General features: G+C 41.7%; 7 protein-coding genes. 3 read left to right on the forward strand and 4 right to left on the reverse strand.

Annotated elements, in window-relative coordinates:
* Window positions 1–5 precede the first annotated feature (5 nt).
* The 3 genes from E2K93_RS04475 to E2K93_RS04485 all read right to left on the reverse strand — a co-directional run bounded on the left by E2K93_RS04475 (window position 6) and on the right by E2K93_RS04485 (window position 6533).
* Window positions 6–2228 (reverse strand): polysaccharide lyase 6 family protein, encoded by a 2223-nt coding sequence (locus E2K93_RS04475; protein ID WP_135437944.1) that lies wholly within the window; start codon window positions 2226–2228, stop codon window positions 6–8.
* Between the two features lie 141 nt (window positions 2229–2369).
* A complete protein-coding gene (locus tag E2K93_RS04480; protein ID WP_135437945.1) occupies window positions 2370–3248 on the reverse strand; it encodes an NAD(P)-dependent oxidoreductase in 879 nt (292 codons plus the stop codon).
* 183 nt (window positions 3249–3431) lie between these two features.
* Window positions 3432–6533, reverse strand: coding sequence for a TonB-dependent receptor (locus tag E2K93_RS04485; protein ID WP_135437946.1), 3102 nt, complete (start codon window positions 6531–6533; stop codon window positions 3432–3434).
* Window positions 6534–7304: 771 nt separating this feature from the next.
* On the opposite strand from E2K93_RS04485, the gene E2K93_RS04490 reads away from it, so the two are divergent.
* The 3 genes from E2K93_RS04490 to E2K93_RS04500 all read left to right on the forward strand — a co-directional run bounded on the left by E2K93_RS04490 (window position 7305) and on the right by E2K93_RS04500 (window position 14436).
* A complete protein-coding gene (locus E2K93_RS04490) occupies window positions 7305–9578 on the forward strand; it encodes a VCBS domain-containing protein (RefSeq protein WP_135437947.1) in 2274 nt (757 codons plus the stop codon).
* Window positions 9579–10168: 590 nt separating this feature from the next.
* A complete protein-coding gene (locus E2K93_RS04495) occupies window positions 10169–10897 on the forward strand; it encodes a FadR/GntR family transcriptional regulator (protein ID WP_135437948.1) in 729 nt (242 codons plus the stop codon).
* A gap of 623 nt (window positions 10898–11520) precedes the next feature.
* Window positions 11521–14436, forward strand: a complete 2916-nt coding sequence (locus E2K93_RS04500) for a TonB-dependent receptor (protein ID WP_135437949.1) — start codon at window positions 11521–11523, stop codon at window positions 14434–14436.
* A gap of 193 nt (window positions 14437–14629) precedes the next feature.
* Here E2K93_RS04500 and E2K93_RS04505 read toward each other — a convergent pair whose 3' ends face one another.
* Window positions 14630–15484 (reverse strand): hypothetical protein, encoded by an 855-nt coding sequence (locus E2K93_RS04505; RefSeq protein WP_135437950.1) that lies wholly within the window; start codon window positions 15482–15484, stop codon window positions 14630–14632.
* Between the last annotated feature and the right edge of the window lie 176 nt (window positions 15485–15660).

Raw genomic sequence — 15660 nt, forward strand, 5'->3', positions numbered from 1 at the left:
TCGGCCTATTGAACAATCTTGTTGTTGTCTAATAGAGCGGTATGCTCACCCGCAACACGCAATTCAACAATGCTTGGTTGTTGATTCAGTTCGTTGTTGCTCAATGATGAAATTGGTTCACCGACCGTGTGTTCTATAACAATTGGCGCACTGTCTTGCAGCGTATTGCCGTCTATATTGGTTACTTGTACACCATGTAAGAAAATGCTGGCAGCGGCTTTGTTGCGCTTGCCAAGACCTAGGTCTTTGACGGTGTTGTTATTCATAACAAAATGAGGGCCAAAGGTACTTTCATCGGTACCACCACGATATAACTTAACCAATGCACCCTGTACTTGATTAAATTCATTGTCGTTTAGGGTAACGTATTCAGCATTGTATATGCCTAGGTCTTCGTGTTCTTTATCAAGGCGCAACACATCGCCAGTAACGTTTACAAAGCGATTACCAAGCAAGCTAATTTGGTCAGCAAATGCGCCTTTACCTGATTCAAAAAAGTGGAATGAATGATTCACATCAAGGTTTTGAATAACGGAATTTTGCACCAGCAAACGATAATTTTGCGTCATGCCCCATTTCTTAGAACGAATCATTACATTGCCAGACGAGTCTGGACTGTTTACGCCATCGATAACCACGCCATCGATTTTTAAACTGCCACCATCAACGATTTCAAACAAGGTACCGCGTTCGAACGTGATTTGTGCGTTACCGCGAGTTTGTGCTTGTATCGTTATAGTCTTATCAATCGTGATAATTTTTCGTTCATCAAAACGACCATCTTGTAAAAGCAGTACGTCACCATCCTCGGCGTTTTTAACCGCGTTGAATAAAGCGTCTTCAGCAACGTTTACGGCAACTTTTTTACCGCTATCAAAGGCTGTTGCTGTTGCTGGTTTTGGGTACCAGCTTGGCCCCGTTTGAGACTTTTTAATCGGCGTAAGTTTTTTATCGACACCGATATTTAACCCTTTTGGATACAGCAGACCATTATCACCTTGTTCTAACTCGATAGCTTGTTGCGTAATGCCGTATTCAAGCTCAGGCGGTGCGACCTGATTACTGACATTATCCGCAAACTTCACCCCAGAAACATCGTCAAACAAGCTAAATGGTTGCTTGCTTTCATTGACAATGAGGTTATTCGTAAGCGAAGAGCTAATTGGTACGGCTGAGCGTTCAGCATCACTACCTGCCGCCAATTGAATATGATCAACATTGATAAAGCTGTTATTGCTTATTTGTGCATTCTCAACTTGATGATAGCGATTAATGGGTGAATTTGGCACGCCATTCATAATGGTGAAACCGCTACCAAAACGGTAACCCGTTAACCCTTGCAAGTAGTTATTACGAACTATTTGGTCTTTGTTAATAACACGAATACCACCGGTATGATCAACACCGTTACCAAAGAACGCGTTATTTTCAATGATGTTGCCGTTACCATGGCGCAACGTTAGTGTGCCACGAGACTCAAAAAAGACATTATTCTTTAACACATTCTTGCCAGATTTTACTGAGATGATTTCCACCTCACCATTACATTGGTCAAAGTAATTGTTTTCAACCAGGGTAAAAGAATCCGTTAAAGAATAGTGACTGGTGCCAATACGCAATGTTTCACCACCGTTTGAGCCCAATATTTGGCGCGGGCCAAAATAATTGTGATCAATTTGATGATGATTTTGCTGGCTATTTTCACTATTTAGACGCACCGCCATGGTGACGCCTTTGTTGGTCTTGCCCGCCAAGTAGTTATGGTCAAAGCGATTATATTGACCATACATACCGACCCAATAATCAGACTCTTGCTTATCTGGATTCGAGTAATCTTCGATAACCATTTCACTAATGCGTGAATGATAAGCTAAGTCTGTTTTATTGCGACGAAAGGCAATCACTTCATTACTTGGTGTGTAACCTTGCTTAAACACCAAGCCTGATGCATGCAAATATTGACCTGCTAAACGCAAGTTAGATTGGCCGCTTAGGATAACCTCACCTTTGGTTTCTGCCATCAAGGTGATAGGTTGATCTTTTGTACCTTGCCCGGTAAACAAAATTTCAAAGTCTTGCCAAGTGCCATTGGCGAGCTTCACCGTATCTCCAGCTTCTAATGAAGAAGCAATCTCAGCGTAGGCTTTTGGTGAATCAACTAAATATTCTTTAGCGCAGAGTTCAGTTGTTACCAGTAGAGAGATAAGGGTCAGGGCAAGATTTTTCATGTGTGTACCGTACATCAGGATTATCAGTGGATAAGAATTAAGGCTTTTTACAACTCTGTGTCAGAAAAAGCCTTAATCTAATACGCAGCGAGCGAGTTTATATGCATGTGTTCGCGGCACAAGACCGCGAACTGATCGAGATTACTTGTTTAAAGTGCGAAAGTAATCAAAGATTTCAGGTACGTTACCATTGCCCATGCCAGCGTCAAATGCCGCTTGCAAGTTCGCCGATGAACCTTCTGCGATCTCTGAACGAGTGCCTAAGTCTTCAACCATTTGTAAGAAGTAACCTAAGTCTTTATTAGCGTTGGCAATTGAGAAACCCAAGTCGCTAACATCGTCTACTGCGTAGTTTTTACAAAACTGCATAAACGGTGAGTTAGACGGGCCAGTCGACATGATGTCGAACAATTGTTGACGATCAACACCAGCGCGATCAGCAACAGCGAACGCTTGAGACATGGCACATACTGTGGTCATACCCATAAAGTTGTTGATAAGTTTAGTGGTGTGACCCGCACCTAGAGCGCCAAGGTGGAATACATTTTCACCCTGCTCTTCTAATACAGGTTTAACTTTGTTGAAAGTATCGATATCGCCAGACGCCATAATGTTCAATAGACCATCTTTCGCATGTGCTGGTGTACGGCCAAGAGGAGCATCAATCATACCAACACCTTTAGCGGCTAAATCAGCACCGATTTTACGAGTTGATGCAGGAATTGACGTACCAAAATCAACCAATACAGAACCTTCTTTGATTCCAGCAAGAATGCCTTCATCGCCATAAACAACTTTCTCAACAATGGCAGATGTGGTCAGACACAACATAACAATATCACTAGATTCTGCTAATTGCTTTGCTGAGCTTGCCGCTTTTGCACCGCGAGCAACACATGCGTCTACGGCATCTTTGTTAAGATCCATGACCGTCAGTTCATAGCCTCTATTTTGTAAATTTTCGACCATGTTGCCGCCCATAAGGCCTAGGCCGATAAAACCAATCGTTGGCTTTGACATATAAAACTCCTAAATTACTGTTTCGTGCGTGCCGTGAATGAATTGCGAGACATTCTTATATAACGGGGCACCTAAATTGTTACTTTGTCAATCGACAACGTTCTAATCGTGGGTACGGCTTAAAACGTCGTCTTGTTTGTTTAGACGAGCAGCATTAACTGCTCGTCAAAGTCTTGTTGCTTATTAGAATTTAGCTTTAACACCAAACTCCCATTTAGTTCCTGAACGAGAGTAATCAGCAATCGTTGTGTCGTTACCACGAGTGTACACTTGTGGTTCATTGGTCAAGTTAAGACCTTTCAAGAAGAAACTAACATTTGAGTTCAACTTATATTTAGCTGACATATCGATGTAGTTCGAGTCTTGCACGTAACGATGTGAGCGATCAGGGAACGGCAGGTTGTTTGGTTGAAGATACTTAGATCTGTGTTTCCACAATAGACGTACCGTAGTCTTTTCACCTTCCCAGTAAATTGACGCTGACGCAACATTACGAGAGAAACCAAATAAGTTAGCATCTGATACGATACCTGGACTTGCCACCTCATCTGTATTGAAGTTTGAATCTGCGTAGTTCCAAGCAAACTTGGTACCTAGACCATTGAATGGTGCAGGTAATTCACTAAAGTGCTTCTGACCGGTAAATTCGACACCTTTAATGATTGAGTCATCATCAGATGTTTGTTTCACAAGGTGACTTACATCTGGGTAAACCGAATCTTCGCCATCTAGTTCAACAGTGATGTCACGTTGTTCAGTAATGGTCTCATAACCACCTTCGAACGACTTGTAGTACAGTGCCGCACTAAAGAACGCGTCTTGCGACGGATAGTATTCAAATGATACGTCGTAGTTCATCGCAGTGTATGGGTCTAAATGGTTACCATTTGCTTCACCGCCACGGATAACTTCTGAGTAATCTGTATTGGTATCCGGGTCACAAACCGTATCGTCTTCATCTTCACAAGTTTCATAGCTTACACCGGCTGACATCGCATTCATTTGGAAGCGAGAAAGTGAGCGGTAAGCTGCTGTACGAATGAAGAATTCGTCAGTAACCATAAAGGTTAAGTTCATGCTAGGTAACCATTCAGTGTAATCTGAATCTAAGTCAACAGCTTCGATTTCACCGGTTGGGTTAATTACCGCATCCCAAGTGATGTCACCTTCATTGTTTTCTGTTGATGTGATGTACACCTTGTCACCCCAACCATCAGAGTGAGTTTCAGTTTTAACGACACGAACACCAACGTTACCAAATACTGGAATATCAGCAATTTCGGTATCAATATTGGCCATAATATAACCGGCTGTAATGGTTTCCTCTACATCACGGTCACCACCATCGCGGCCATCGTTACGTTCGCCAATGTCATAAAAGTCTGTACCTGTTGCGCCAGGCAGCTGGCCTAAAACTTGACCAATAAAACATTTGTGATCATAGGTTGCGTAACGCGTTGCGTCGCCACCTTCACCTGGTTCTTCGGTAAATTGAATGTTGTTCTCATGATCGTTTTGACAATTATCGATAATGCCATTGATCAATTCTGAGTTTGCTTCTGGGTTTAATTCGTCCCAACTGTTATCTTCGTTATCGCTGGCACCATTACGTTGGCTACCATCGGCAATAACAAGTGATACATCATTGTTTACATAGTCAACCAATTGTTCTACTGAGTAACGAACACCGGCTTTAATGCTAGAAATGTAATTATTATCCAGTTCATATTGACCGCTAAAATCGATAGCCCAGATATCATCTTTACGTTCTTCATGAGTACGACGATATTCTACGTATGCATGACCGTCATGAACAAAGTTGCCCATGTAGCTAGCATCAAACGCTTCCCAAGAAGAGAACCCAGGATCACTTGGACCTAAGCGATTGCTATCAAGCCAAGTAAGGGTTGGAACATTACGACCACGGAAATCAAGTGAGTAGTTGTAACGCTCAGTCGAACGGAACTTGGTACGATGACGCGTACGGTAACGGTAAGATTCTGAGTAAGATAAATCTAAGTTAAGAGTTAAATCATCAGTAGGCGTGTATTCAATCTCGATACCACCACCGCGATATTCATCTTCTTGGTTGCGGTTTTCACCTTGTAATGTAGGACGGGCTTCACCGGTTGCATACAATAAGGTGTGATCTGAACTGATAATGTGATCAGCAAGGTCGTCGCGACGCGTATCTAGCGCCAATTCCATACGTTTTTCGGTGTATTCTAAATCAGAGTGCTCATAATCAACGTTAATGTTTAACTGATCATTTGGCACCCATTGGAACGTAAATACCGCGCCAAAACGGTCATCTTCATCTTCGCCTGTACGCCAGTAGGCATCATTTGGTACATAAAAGATACTGCTTTGATCATAATCGGCAAGGTCGGTATCAATACCTAATTCAGGTTCACGACCTACACGACCGGCACTAACACCTTGTTGACCTGTAGCACAGTTACTACCACCGGTTAATGGTGTGCCATCAGCAGCGCGCAAGGCACATACACCCATTTGTGAACTACCGCCGTAGTTTTCTTCCGGGTTAGAAGAATCTGTGTAGTTAAAACCAAGGGTAAAACCCATGTCACCGAAATCATCGGTTTCCCATTGCTGTACCGTTGATGCAACAAATTTTGCACCCCAAGGATCTACATCACCGTCTACATCTTCGTAGTAGCTGTTGTAAATACCGGCAGCTTGGAACGTAGATTGGCTCTTGCCGTAATCTACCGCGCGTAATGAGTTCACATCGATAGTTCCTGACGTACCACCTTCAACAAGGTCAGCTTGTTGAGATTTGTAAATGACGACTTTATCAACAAGTTCTGATGGGAATTTCTTAAAGTTTACAGCTCGACCAGGACCAGCATTGGTAATAGTGCGACCATTAAACGTTGAATACCCCCAATATGAGCCAAGACCACGAATTGAGATTTCGTTTTGGCTACCTTTAAGGCGGTGACCGGTTGCACCGGTAATATTTTCAATAACGTCTGATAATGATAAACCTGGTAGTTCACCAAAATCCGCTGCCGCGACAGCATCGACGATGGCAGTGGTATTTTTCTTTTCGTTCAATGAACGAGTCATGGTACCCCTCATACCACTGACCTCAATCACTTCGATATCTGATTCTACTTCAGCTTCGGTTTCGTTTTCTTGTGCCGTTGCACCAAATGCAAGCATTGTTAGCAATGTTGAAGCACATAAGAATTTTCGTGGATAGCTGCCCTGTTGGCGAATTGCCCAGCTAATCTTGTTTAACTTGTTGTTAGTAGCCATTGATATATTCCGATTATTTTAATTTTTTTATATTCAGCTTGTGCTTATTCAAGCAACATAAAAAAACATTGTCAACCATTTTGGTAAAACAATTTAACATAAAATAACATTTATAAACTTACCAATTGATCGCAACCCCTTAACCAATAACGGTTTCAGGCTAAGGGTCACTAAAGACAGTTAAACCAGGTTAATTTTGACCAATTCATATCAGCGGTAAATATCTTCGATTACTGCTTCACATTGAGGGATTTTTTATTTGCAGTAAGGATTACCACACTAAGGTATTAGACGTGCGCGACAGGAACTAGGGATTAGACACGAAAAATAAACCTTAAAATTGATAAATTTTCCCTGCACGCCAATAAAAACATAACGCATAAGTTCAGAGACTTAATGATGAAAAGGCAGTTAAATACAATGCTCGCGCCATATCAGTGAGCTATCTATGGGTTGACTATTAGCTAACACAAGCCTTATAAAAGATTAATAAGTAGACAAATTACAAACCATGAGGGCGGCTAATATAAGTAAACAATCTCAGTGGAGTATGTTGCCAAACAATAACATAAACACATTCTTGGTTAGGCAAAGTGGGATGACCAAATAAACCGCTACCAACGCACATCTAACCTCGTAAAAATACAATATTTGCTATTAAATTAATTTAATCACAATAGCATGGTTGACAAATTGGCTATACAATTTAATATAAAAACCAAACCAAAATAAAAACAATTGGTTTACCAAGAAAACAATGGGACTATAATAATGAAAAATATAACAATGAGAAAATCGGTTGCTATGGCAGCGATTGCGTTAGCAATGGCTGGTTGTGATACCGATGAGTTGCCAGACAAAAATGGTAATTCATTTGGCCAGCTAACCGTTTCAGGTGATGCAAGGGTTGGGGAAACGTTAACGGCAACCGTAGCTGATGCTAATGGTGTTGATGAATCAGCGATAAACTACAGTTGGATGGCTGACGGCACAGTAATACCAGAAGCGACATCTAATTCGTTTACGTTAACGGAAGCACAGGCCGGTTCTCAAATTAGTGTAACGGTTTCGTATATTGATAACGATGATTATCAAGAACGAATCACTTCAAATGAAACAAGCTCAGCGTTAATGAACTTTATCGGTTCAATCACCATTTCAGGTGCGATGGAAGTAGGTAAACTGCTAACAGCCACGTTACTTGATGATAATAACTTTGATCTAGAAAACGTTGTATTTACTTGGTATGCCGATGGCGTAGAGATCAGCGGCGAAACTGCGGCAACTTACGTAATCATGGAAGCCGATGTTGGTAAAGTGATCACTGTAACCGCATCATACGTTGATGGTGATGCCTACGATGAAGTGACGACATCAGAACCAACGTCTGCAATTATTGCCAACCAAGGCAATGTGCCAGCAACATTCGAAAACTTAGCAGCAACTGTTGCTAATAATGCTATGAACCCTATCAGTGGTAACGTTGCCATCAGTGACGATGACGCCGGTGAAGACATGGCTGAAGTACAAACTGATGTGATGACGACCTACGGTACATTTTCAATCGCAGACAATGGCGATTGGACATACACATTAGATACCGCAAATGCGACAGTGTCTTCGCTTGCAAGTTCTACAGATACCATCACAGATGACATTACCATTATGTCGACCGATGGCAGTACTGCAGTCCTTGTTATTACCATCACAGGTACTGATATGGTTGCTGCGACGCAAGTAGCAAAAATTACCGACAGCATGACTGATGATGCCGGTGAACTACGCTATAAGCTAGACTCAGCGATTTCTCAAGGTAAACTGACCGTATCGTTCCTAAAAGAAAATAACTCAACCAACCCAGATGGTGCAAAAGACGCCTATATTGGTTTGTTTGGTGAATCAACCAGTACCAGTAACGCTATTGTTGACTTACGAATCCAAGAAGACAAATTCGTGATTCGCGATCAAGATATCGATGTTGCTATCCCATTTGTACCTGGTGTATGGACAGACGTAGAGATGACTTGGGATGCTTCTGCAGCAACCGATGCAATCGCGCCTCTAGTTACCATTACCATCAATGGTACCAGTGTTACGACTGACGCGTTTTCTTCAGCATCATCATCACTTAGTGATGTAATGGCTGGTGTTCGTTACGCTATCTTTAAGCTAGGTGATAACAGTTCAACCATCGTTGATGCCGCTTACTATGTAGATGACGTTAAAATCTATTCTGACATGGCCGGTACAACCGTGGCATTTGAAGATGATTTTGAAGGTTATACCGTTGGTGACTCGTTAGATGATGATAACGGTGCATCACCTTATCACTCGAATACCGCTGAGGCTGTTGTTGCGCTTTACGGTACAGACACTGGACCAACGACAGGTCCTGGTAGTGCGGGTAACCAAATCGCGCAAATTACTGACAGCATGACCGACGATGCCGGTGAACTTCGCTACAAGCTAGATTCAGCCATCGCTCAGGGTAAACTGACCGTATCGTTCCTTAAACAGGACAACTCAACCAACCCTGATGGTGCGAAAGACGCGTACATCGGTTTATTTGGTGAATCAACCAGTACCAGCAATGCTATTGTTGACTTACGAATCCAAGAAGACAAATTCGTGATTCGTGACCAAGACATCGATGTTGCTATTCCATTTGTACCAGGTGTTTGGACTGATGTTGAAATTACTTGGGATGCCTCAGCAGCGACCGATGCCGTAGCACCTCTTGTTACCATTACTATCAATGGTACCAGTGTTACGACGGATGCGTTCTCTTCAGCATCATCATCTCTAAGTGACGTGATGACCGGTGTTCGTTATGCCATCTTTAAATTAGGTGACAATGGTTCAACGGTTGTTGATGCTGCGTACTTTGTTGATGAGGTTAAAATCTATTCAGACATGGCCGGTACAACCGTGGCATTTGAAGATGATTTTGAAAGCTACACTGACGGTGTATCGCTAGACCCTGACAGCAATGATGCATCAGTTTATCATTCAAACTCTGCTGAAGTTATCGTCACTACTGAGTAACTTAGCAACAAAATAGACATTCTCCCTCAAGTAAAAAGCGCTACTTAATGTGGCGCTTTTTTTATCTAAAAATAGCCCTGCTAAGCGTTTTAGGGGAGCCTTAATAACAGCTAATCAGCACAATATAGGCACAGGCTAACAAGCGACTGCTCTGCCCTATTAAAATATTGAATAAAAGCACCGCTTGTAAACGCCGCTTAGAAACACCACTTAGAAACACCACTTAGAAACACCACTTAGAAACACCACTTAGAAACATCAGAAAATACAAAAAACACTCATATTGGTATAACCATAAGAGCAATAGCCGCTTTACCAAAACTTAACCAAACACCTGCGTGCACACCTTTAAAAAACCCAATAAAGACATACAAACAAAGGACTTAACGTACTTATCGAGTTTCTACTTATTTTTAAATAAACATTAAAAACAATGTCAAATTAACTAAAACCCCAATAAAAATTGGTAATATAATATCTTGAACATTAACAAATGATATGTAATTATTACATTGTGTTTATTGGACAAAATTTAAAGCCTGAATATTGGCGTTAAGTTTTCATTTTCAGTCTATTGAGGTAGGGAAAATATGGCAGCAAAAAGACTGTTCTGGGGCATTGTCGATTTAATCGAAACATCTATTAATTCTGGAAAGTTTCCAGCGGGTAGTCGTTTACCTCCAGAAAGAGAGCTTGCGCAACGATTCAATGTTAGCCGACCAACCATTCGCGAAGCAATTATTGCGCTTGAAGTGAGAGGCCGTGTTGAAGTTAAAACAAGCTCTGGCGTTTATGTACTAGATTCTCAGAAATCCGGTAAAGCATCGAAAAAAATCAATGCATTCGAAGTGACACAAGCACGAGCCGTTGTTGAAGGTGAAGTCGCTGCACTGGCTGCTGCTGCCATCACCGAGGAAGAGCTGGATGAAATGCATCAAACGCTCACAGATATGGAAGAAGGCAAGAATATGCAAGCCGCCGATAAGGACTTTCATAGAATAATTGCGGATGCGACTCGCAACGAAGCAATGAAGAGTTTAGTGGCGAGCTTATGGGAATTGCGCGCTTCTTCAAAAGAAATCATCGAAGATTACGACAGTGTTTGTAGCAAAGATAATGCGAAAACAATTGCTGAGCATAGAGCCATCTACAATGCGCTAAAATCACGTGACGCAAGTCAATCAAGAACGGCAATGCACGAGCATTTCGATCGCTTGATTAACACCTTGTTTGAAGCCGAAGAAAGCAGAGCCTTAGAGAAAATCAAAAAAGAAAGCAGTGAAAAACGAGACATGTACTCGATAAGAAGACAGGCATAAATAAACGCCCTCCTTCTGCATTGACAGCTCAATTGTCATCATACTAAATATAGAAAGCCACCTTCTTCTGAGTCTTTAGATTAAGGTGGCTTTTTTGTGTTACTTTTTTGCGTTCCATTATAACCAAACATCGCCCCACGATTTCCTAGCAATCGACAACCATAGCTGAGCCTATTTTTAGCCGTTGTAAAGCTCGTAATACCGCTCAAATATGATATTGATGTGGTCAATTGAGCCGCTAACTTGCTACAGGCTCTCGCCTTATAGTACGTATTGATTCGCAACCAACAGGCAAAACATCTCACCATTTATTCTAACCAATCCCTGTTCCACCAAATCTAACTTGGTAAAACCAAAGTGGTCAAAAAATAACCACCCAAAACCAACTCATCAGACCAGTAAAGACTTCCCCAAAAACAATGACTCACGACACGATTGTATGACCAATTGTAAAATCCATGTAAAAATAACCTTTGAAACAGCACAATAAATAATCTAATGTTGAAGTGACCAAAGGTAAGTACCAATAAAAACAAAAATACAAATTGGCCTTACCAAAATAAACCAAATGATAATAAAACATAAAAACAACCAACTGTTATCGCATTCACGGGGAGATGAAAATGAAACTCAACAAGATAACGTCGGCATTAAAGAGCAATTTATTTAAGACAAATAATGCCGCTTTAGCCGCAGCCCTTACCACTCTATTGTCCGCACAATCTTTTGCTGCGGAACAAGAACAAACTGCCGCCAGCGAAGATATGGAAGTCATCGAAGTAACAGGCATGCTTGGCAGTATGAAAGAAGCCGCTCGCTTAAAACAAACCGACGGTCGAATTGTTGACGCCGTTGTCGCAGAAGATATCGGTAAATTGCCAGACAATAACATTGCCGAAGCACTACAACGTATTACCGGTGTGTCAATTACTACAGATTTTGGTGTTGGTGATGGCGTATCTATCCGTGGTTTACCGCAAAACCGTGTTGAGTTAAACGGTCGCTCTACAATTGGTGACTCTCGTGACGGTATCAGCCTGCAAGATTTTCCATCAAGCTTCCTTAAAACGGTCGAAGTTGTTAAAACGCCTACTGCCGATATGATTGAAGGCGCGTTAGGTGGCACAGTAAGTATGCGCACAGTGCGTCCTCTAGAATTGGATGCCATGACCAGCTACATCTCTATTGACGGTGAATACGCCGATAAAACCGAAAACTGGGCACCCATCTTCAATGGCTCAATTGGTAATAATTGGGACCTAGGTGATTCAGGTAGTTTTGGTGTGATTGCTATGCTTGCTTATCAAGATCGCGAAATCCGTCAAGACCAATTTATGAGTCGCGTATTGCCACAAGATATCGATATTAACGGTATGGAAGCAAACACCAAAAGCGGTAACTTTATCGTTCGTGATCAGCATACTGTAGAGCAGTACGTAGAGAAACGTGAACGCACCGCAGCGAACCTATCATTTCAATGGGCACCAGAATCAGCAGATGGTATGGTTTACCTTGATTTAAGCGGTACTAAGCGCGAAGGTGAACAAGCAGGTAATTCAATCTTAGGTGTTGTTGGTGCATTAGAAACCAATGAAGGCACCACCCAAGATAGCAATGGCCAAATTGATAATTACACCTTGGTTAACGATTTCGCTATTCCAAAAACCTACAGTGACTTCCGTGAAACGGATTCATTTTCTCACGCCTTAGGCGCGGAATGGAATCTGTCTGACTCAGTTAAAATTTCAGGTGAAGTGTCTTACGCGTCATCAGAAAGTACCCGTCCAGATACTGAATTTACCTTGCGCCCAATTGAAAAAGGTCCATGGTTGATTGATGAATCACAAGTGACTCACGTTTACGATGGTGAATTTTCACAATCAGGTGACAAACTACCTAGCATCATTCATTCAGATCCTAACGCCTATACTGCGGCAGAAAACTTAGCACTTCGTACGTTTAAAAGTGAACTAAAAGAAACCGATAATGAAGAAACAGCTGTACGCTTTGATATCGAAATTGATGAGCCGTTTAGTATTGATTGGTTAAGCAAAGTTAAAGCCGGTGTTCGTGCTACCAAACGCGATTACGAATACAAAGAGTACAAAGAAGAAATCAAAGATATCTATAAGAATGCCTTCAATGACGACGGTTCAAGTGCAGCACTTTGGATTGATGATTATAACGCAGCCTTTGGCGGTAGCTTTACAACGTTGAGCCATGATCATTCATTTGATCAATTAGGCAAGACAGGTCAAAACGACTTACTTACCTTTGCTACATACAACGGTTTGTCAAACCCAGGTCGCACCTACAGTGAGATACAACAATTGCTTGCGGGTACGAACATGGCAACAACCGGCAGCTTGCGTGATAACCAAGACTTCAATGAAGGTGCTTATCGTGACATCACCGAAGATACCGCAGCAGTTTACTTGTCAGCGTATTTAGATTTTGGTGATTTGACAGCCATCGTTGGTGGCCGTTATGTAACGACCGATCTTGAATCAGCTGTTATGCGTGACGGTGAAAAGGTTACTGGTGAGAACGATTATGATGACTTCCTACCAAGCTTAAACGTTACTTACAGCATTTCAGACCAAACGCAAGTTCGCTTTGCTGCAGCAAAAGTTATGCGTCGTGCTGACTTTAACGAGCTAAGCCCAGCATTTGATGTAAACAACGATACCACCAAGGCTACTCAAGGTGCGATCGACCTAGACCCATACCGTGCTACTCAATATGACATGTCAATTGAGCACTACTACGGTCAAGGTAACATGATCTCGTTTGCTGTATTTTACAAAGACGTAGAATCATTCTTAAGCACATCATCAACGTGTGTTGCAGACCCATCTACTTCAGGTCAAAACGTGACCGAGTGGTACAGTGTTTGTCAACTAGAGAACGCTGGCGAAGATAACTCACAACTTGTGTATTCAAGCACCACTGAATTCTCTGATGCGGAAGGCTTCGCCCATGTTGAAGGATTGCGTGATGCAGGCCTAACGGGTATCGATACGCAAAAAGATACCAATGGTGAAGAAGGTGAAGTAAAAGGTTTCGAGATTGGTTACCAACAAATCTTTGATTTCTTACCAGGTGCATGGTCAGGTTTAGGTATTAACTTAAACTACACCTATGCCGACAGTGAGCAACCAAATGGTAACCCACTACTGGATATTTCAGAGAACACCTATAACGTACAAGCATTTTGGGAATACGAAAGCTTCGCAATGCGCTTAGCTTATAACTATCGTGATAAGTACCTTGATACAGAGAATGAGAAGCGTGTAATCGGTATCAACTCTGCAGGTTCTATTGGCGAAGAAGATTCGGTTTACGGTAATAACTACCGTGATGACAGAGGTCAGTTAGACTTCTCTGCAAGCTGGGATATTAACGAGAACTTCACCGTTGTCGCTAATGGTACTAACTTGACTGGCGAACCTTCAATATTCCTATCTGAGCTAGGTAGCCCTTGGTTGTACACAGAAGCGGATCGTCGCTACTCAATTGGTGTACGCGCTAAGTTCTAAAGTGAAACTTACCTTGTAGCAATATCGCAAGGTAAACCTTCTCTCCCTGAAATAGGCCTCTCGACATGATTCGGGAAGCCTATTTTTTTGCGCTAAATACAATCGATAACAAGCCGCTTATTAAATTTCAGACACAAAAAAACCAGCTCTAAGCTGGTTTATTGTTTACGAGTGCCAAATCTGCAATGGCAATTTATTTTGCTTTGGTCACTATTGTACATGTCAGGCCACCACTACTGTTACCGACACAGTTTGTCTCAATCGGCTCCTCAGCAGTACCATCAAAAACCACTGCAACACCATTTCGACTAGCTGCTGCCATAAACCTATCTACACCTGCTTGCCCTTGTTCTGTCCATTGGTATGATTGAGATGTTCTAAACTGCTCTTGATTTAACGGTATTTCATTTCCATCCGCATCAACAGCTTTTATTAAAGTCAGTGGCAGTGAATCACCGACACTTACTAACGCTTGAAAGTAAGCAGACGAACCATCATCAAACTCTACTTTAAAAATAATAGGGAAAGGCTGCATTGTTCCAGAGATTTGAGCCGCAGAAGCCAATAAATCGCCCGTCTTTTCGATATACGTTCGAGTATTTACCAAATAGTCCGACACCTTATTTCTTGCACTAGATGAGCCAGATAAATCATAAGCACTATCGACACCGACGTCTTCACTAGGTATATCCGTTTTATATTGTAAAGAATTAATCAACTCTTGATGAATAACCAGCATATCATTAAAGGCCGCAAACTCTTCAGATGACGGATGCTGACTCACTACATTTCTAATATCAGCTACTCCAGGTTCAAATGATTTAATCGTCACTACCTGATATTTTCTCAATTCTTCTCGTTCCAAATTGACAATAAATACATAGACGTTTGCATGCCCCTCTTCATCGGCCACATATTTAGCGATACTTTCGTACTCACTAGAGTAAACACAGTTATTACACTGGGTTAATACACTGTTTATTGCATGGGCAGAAAGGCTTATGAAAGAGAAGCTTGTGAATAAGATTATTCTTTTTAAAATACTCATGTTAGCTCGTTACTTGATTGGATGTTCCATTCCATACTTGAATTACTCAAGCATATCATTCAACGCAAAGCATTGACGTCTTACAATTAATCCTTGTAGAGACCAAGAAGTCGGTAAAATACTCAATATAGTATTAATCGACTTTTCCAAGTATAACCAGTTAGACATAAAAACAG

The sequence above is a fragment of the Thalassotalea sp. HSM 43 genome (assembly GCF_004752005.1).
Taxonomy (GTDB): Bacteria; Pseudomonadota; Gammaproteobacteria; order Enterobacterales; family Alteromonadaceae; genus Thalassotalea_A.

Excerpts from the sequence above, each read along its gene's own strand:
- E2K93_RS04490 (WP_135437947.1), top strand. The coding sequence starts at position 7,305 with ATGAAAAATATAACAATGAGAAAATCGGTTGCTATGGCAGCGATTGCG.
- E2K93_RS04485 (WP_135437946.1), bottom strand. The coding sequence starts at position 6,533 with ATGGCTACTAACAACAAGTTAAACAAGATTAGCTGGGCAATTCGCCAA.
- E2K93_RS04475 (WP_135437944.1), bottom strand. The coding sequence starts at position 2,228 with ATGAAAAATCTTGCCCTGACCCTTATCTCTCTACTGGTAACAACTGAA.
- E2K93_RS04495 (WP_135437948.1), top strand. The coding sequence starts at position 10,169 with ATGGCAGCAAAAAGACTGTTCTGGGGCATTGTCGATTTAATCGAAACA.
- E2K93_RS04505 (WP_135437950.1), bottom strand. The coding sequence starts at position 15,484 with ATGAGTATTTTAAAAAGAATAATCTTATTCACAAGCTTCTCTTTCATA.
- E2K93_RS04500 (WP_135437949.1), top strand. The coding sequence starts at position 11,521 with ATGAAACTCAACAAGATAACGTCGGCATTAAAGAGCAATTTATTTAAG.
- E2K93_RS04480 (WP_135437945.1), bottom strand. The coding sequence starts at position 3,248 with ATGTCAAAGCCAACGATTGGTTTTATCGGCCTAGGCCTTATGGGCGGC.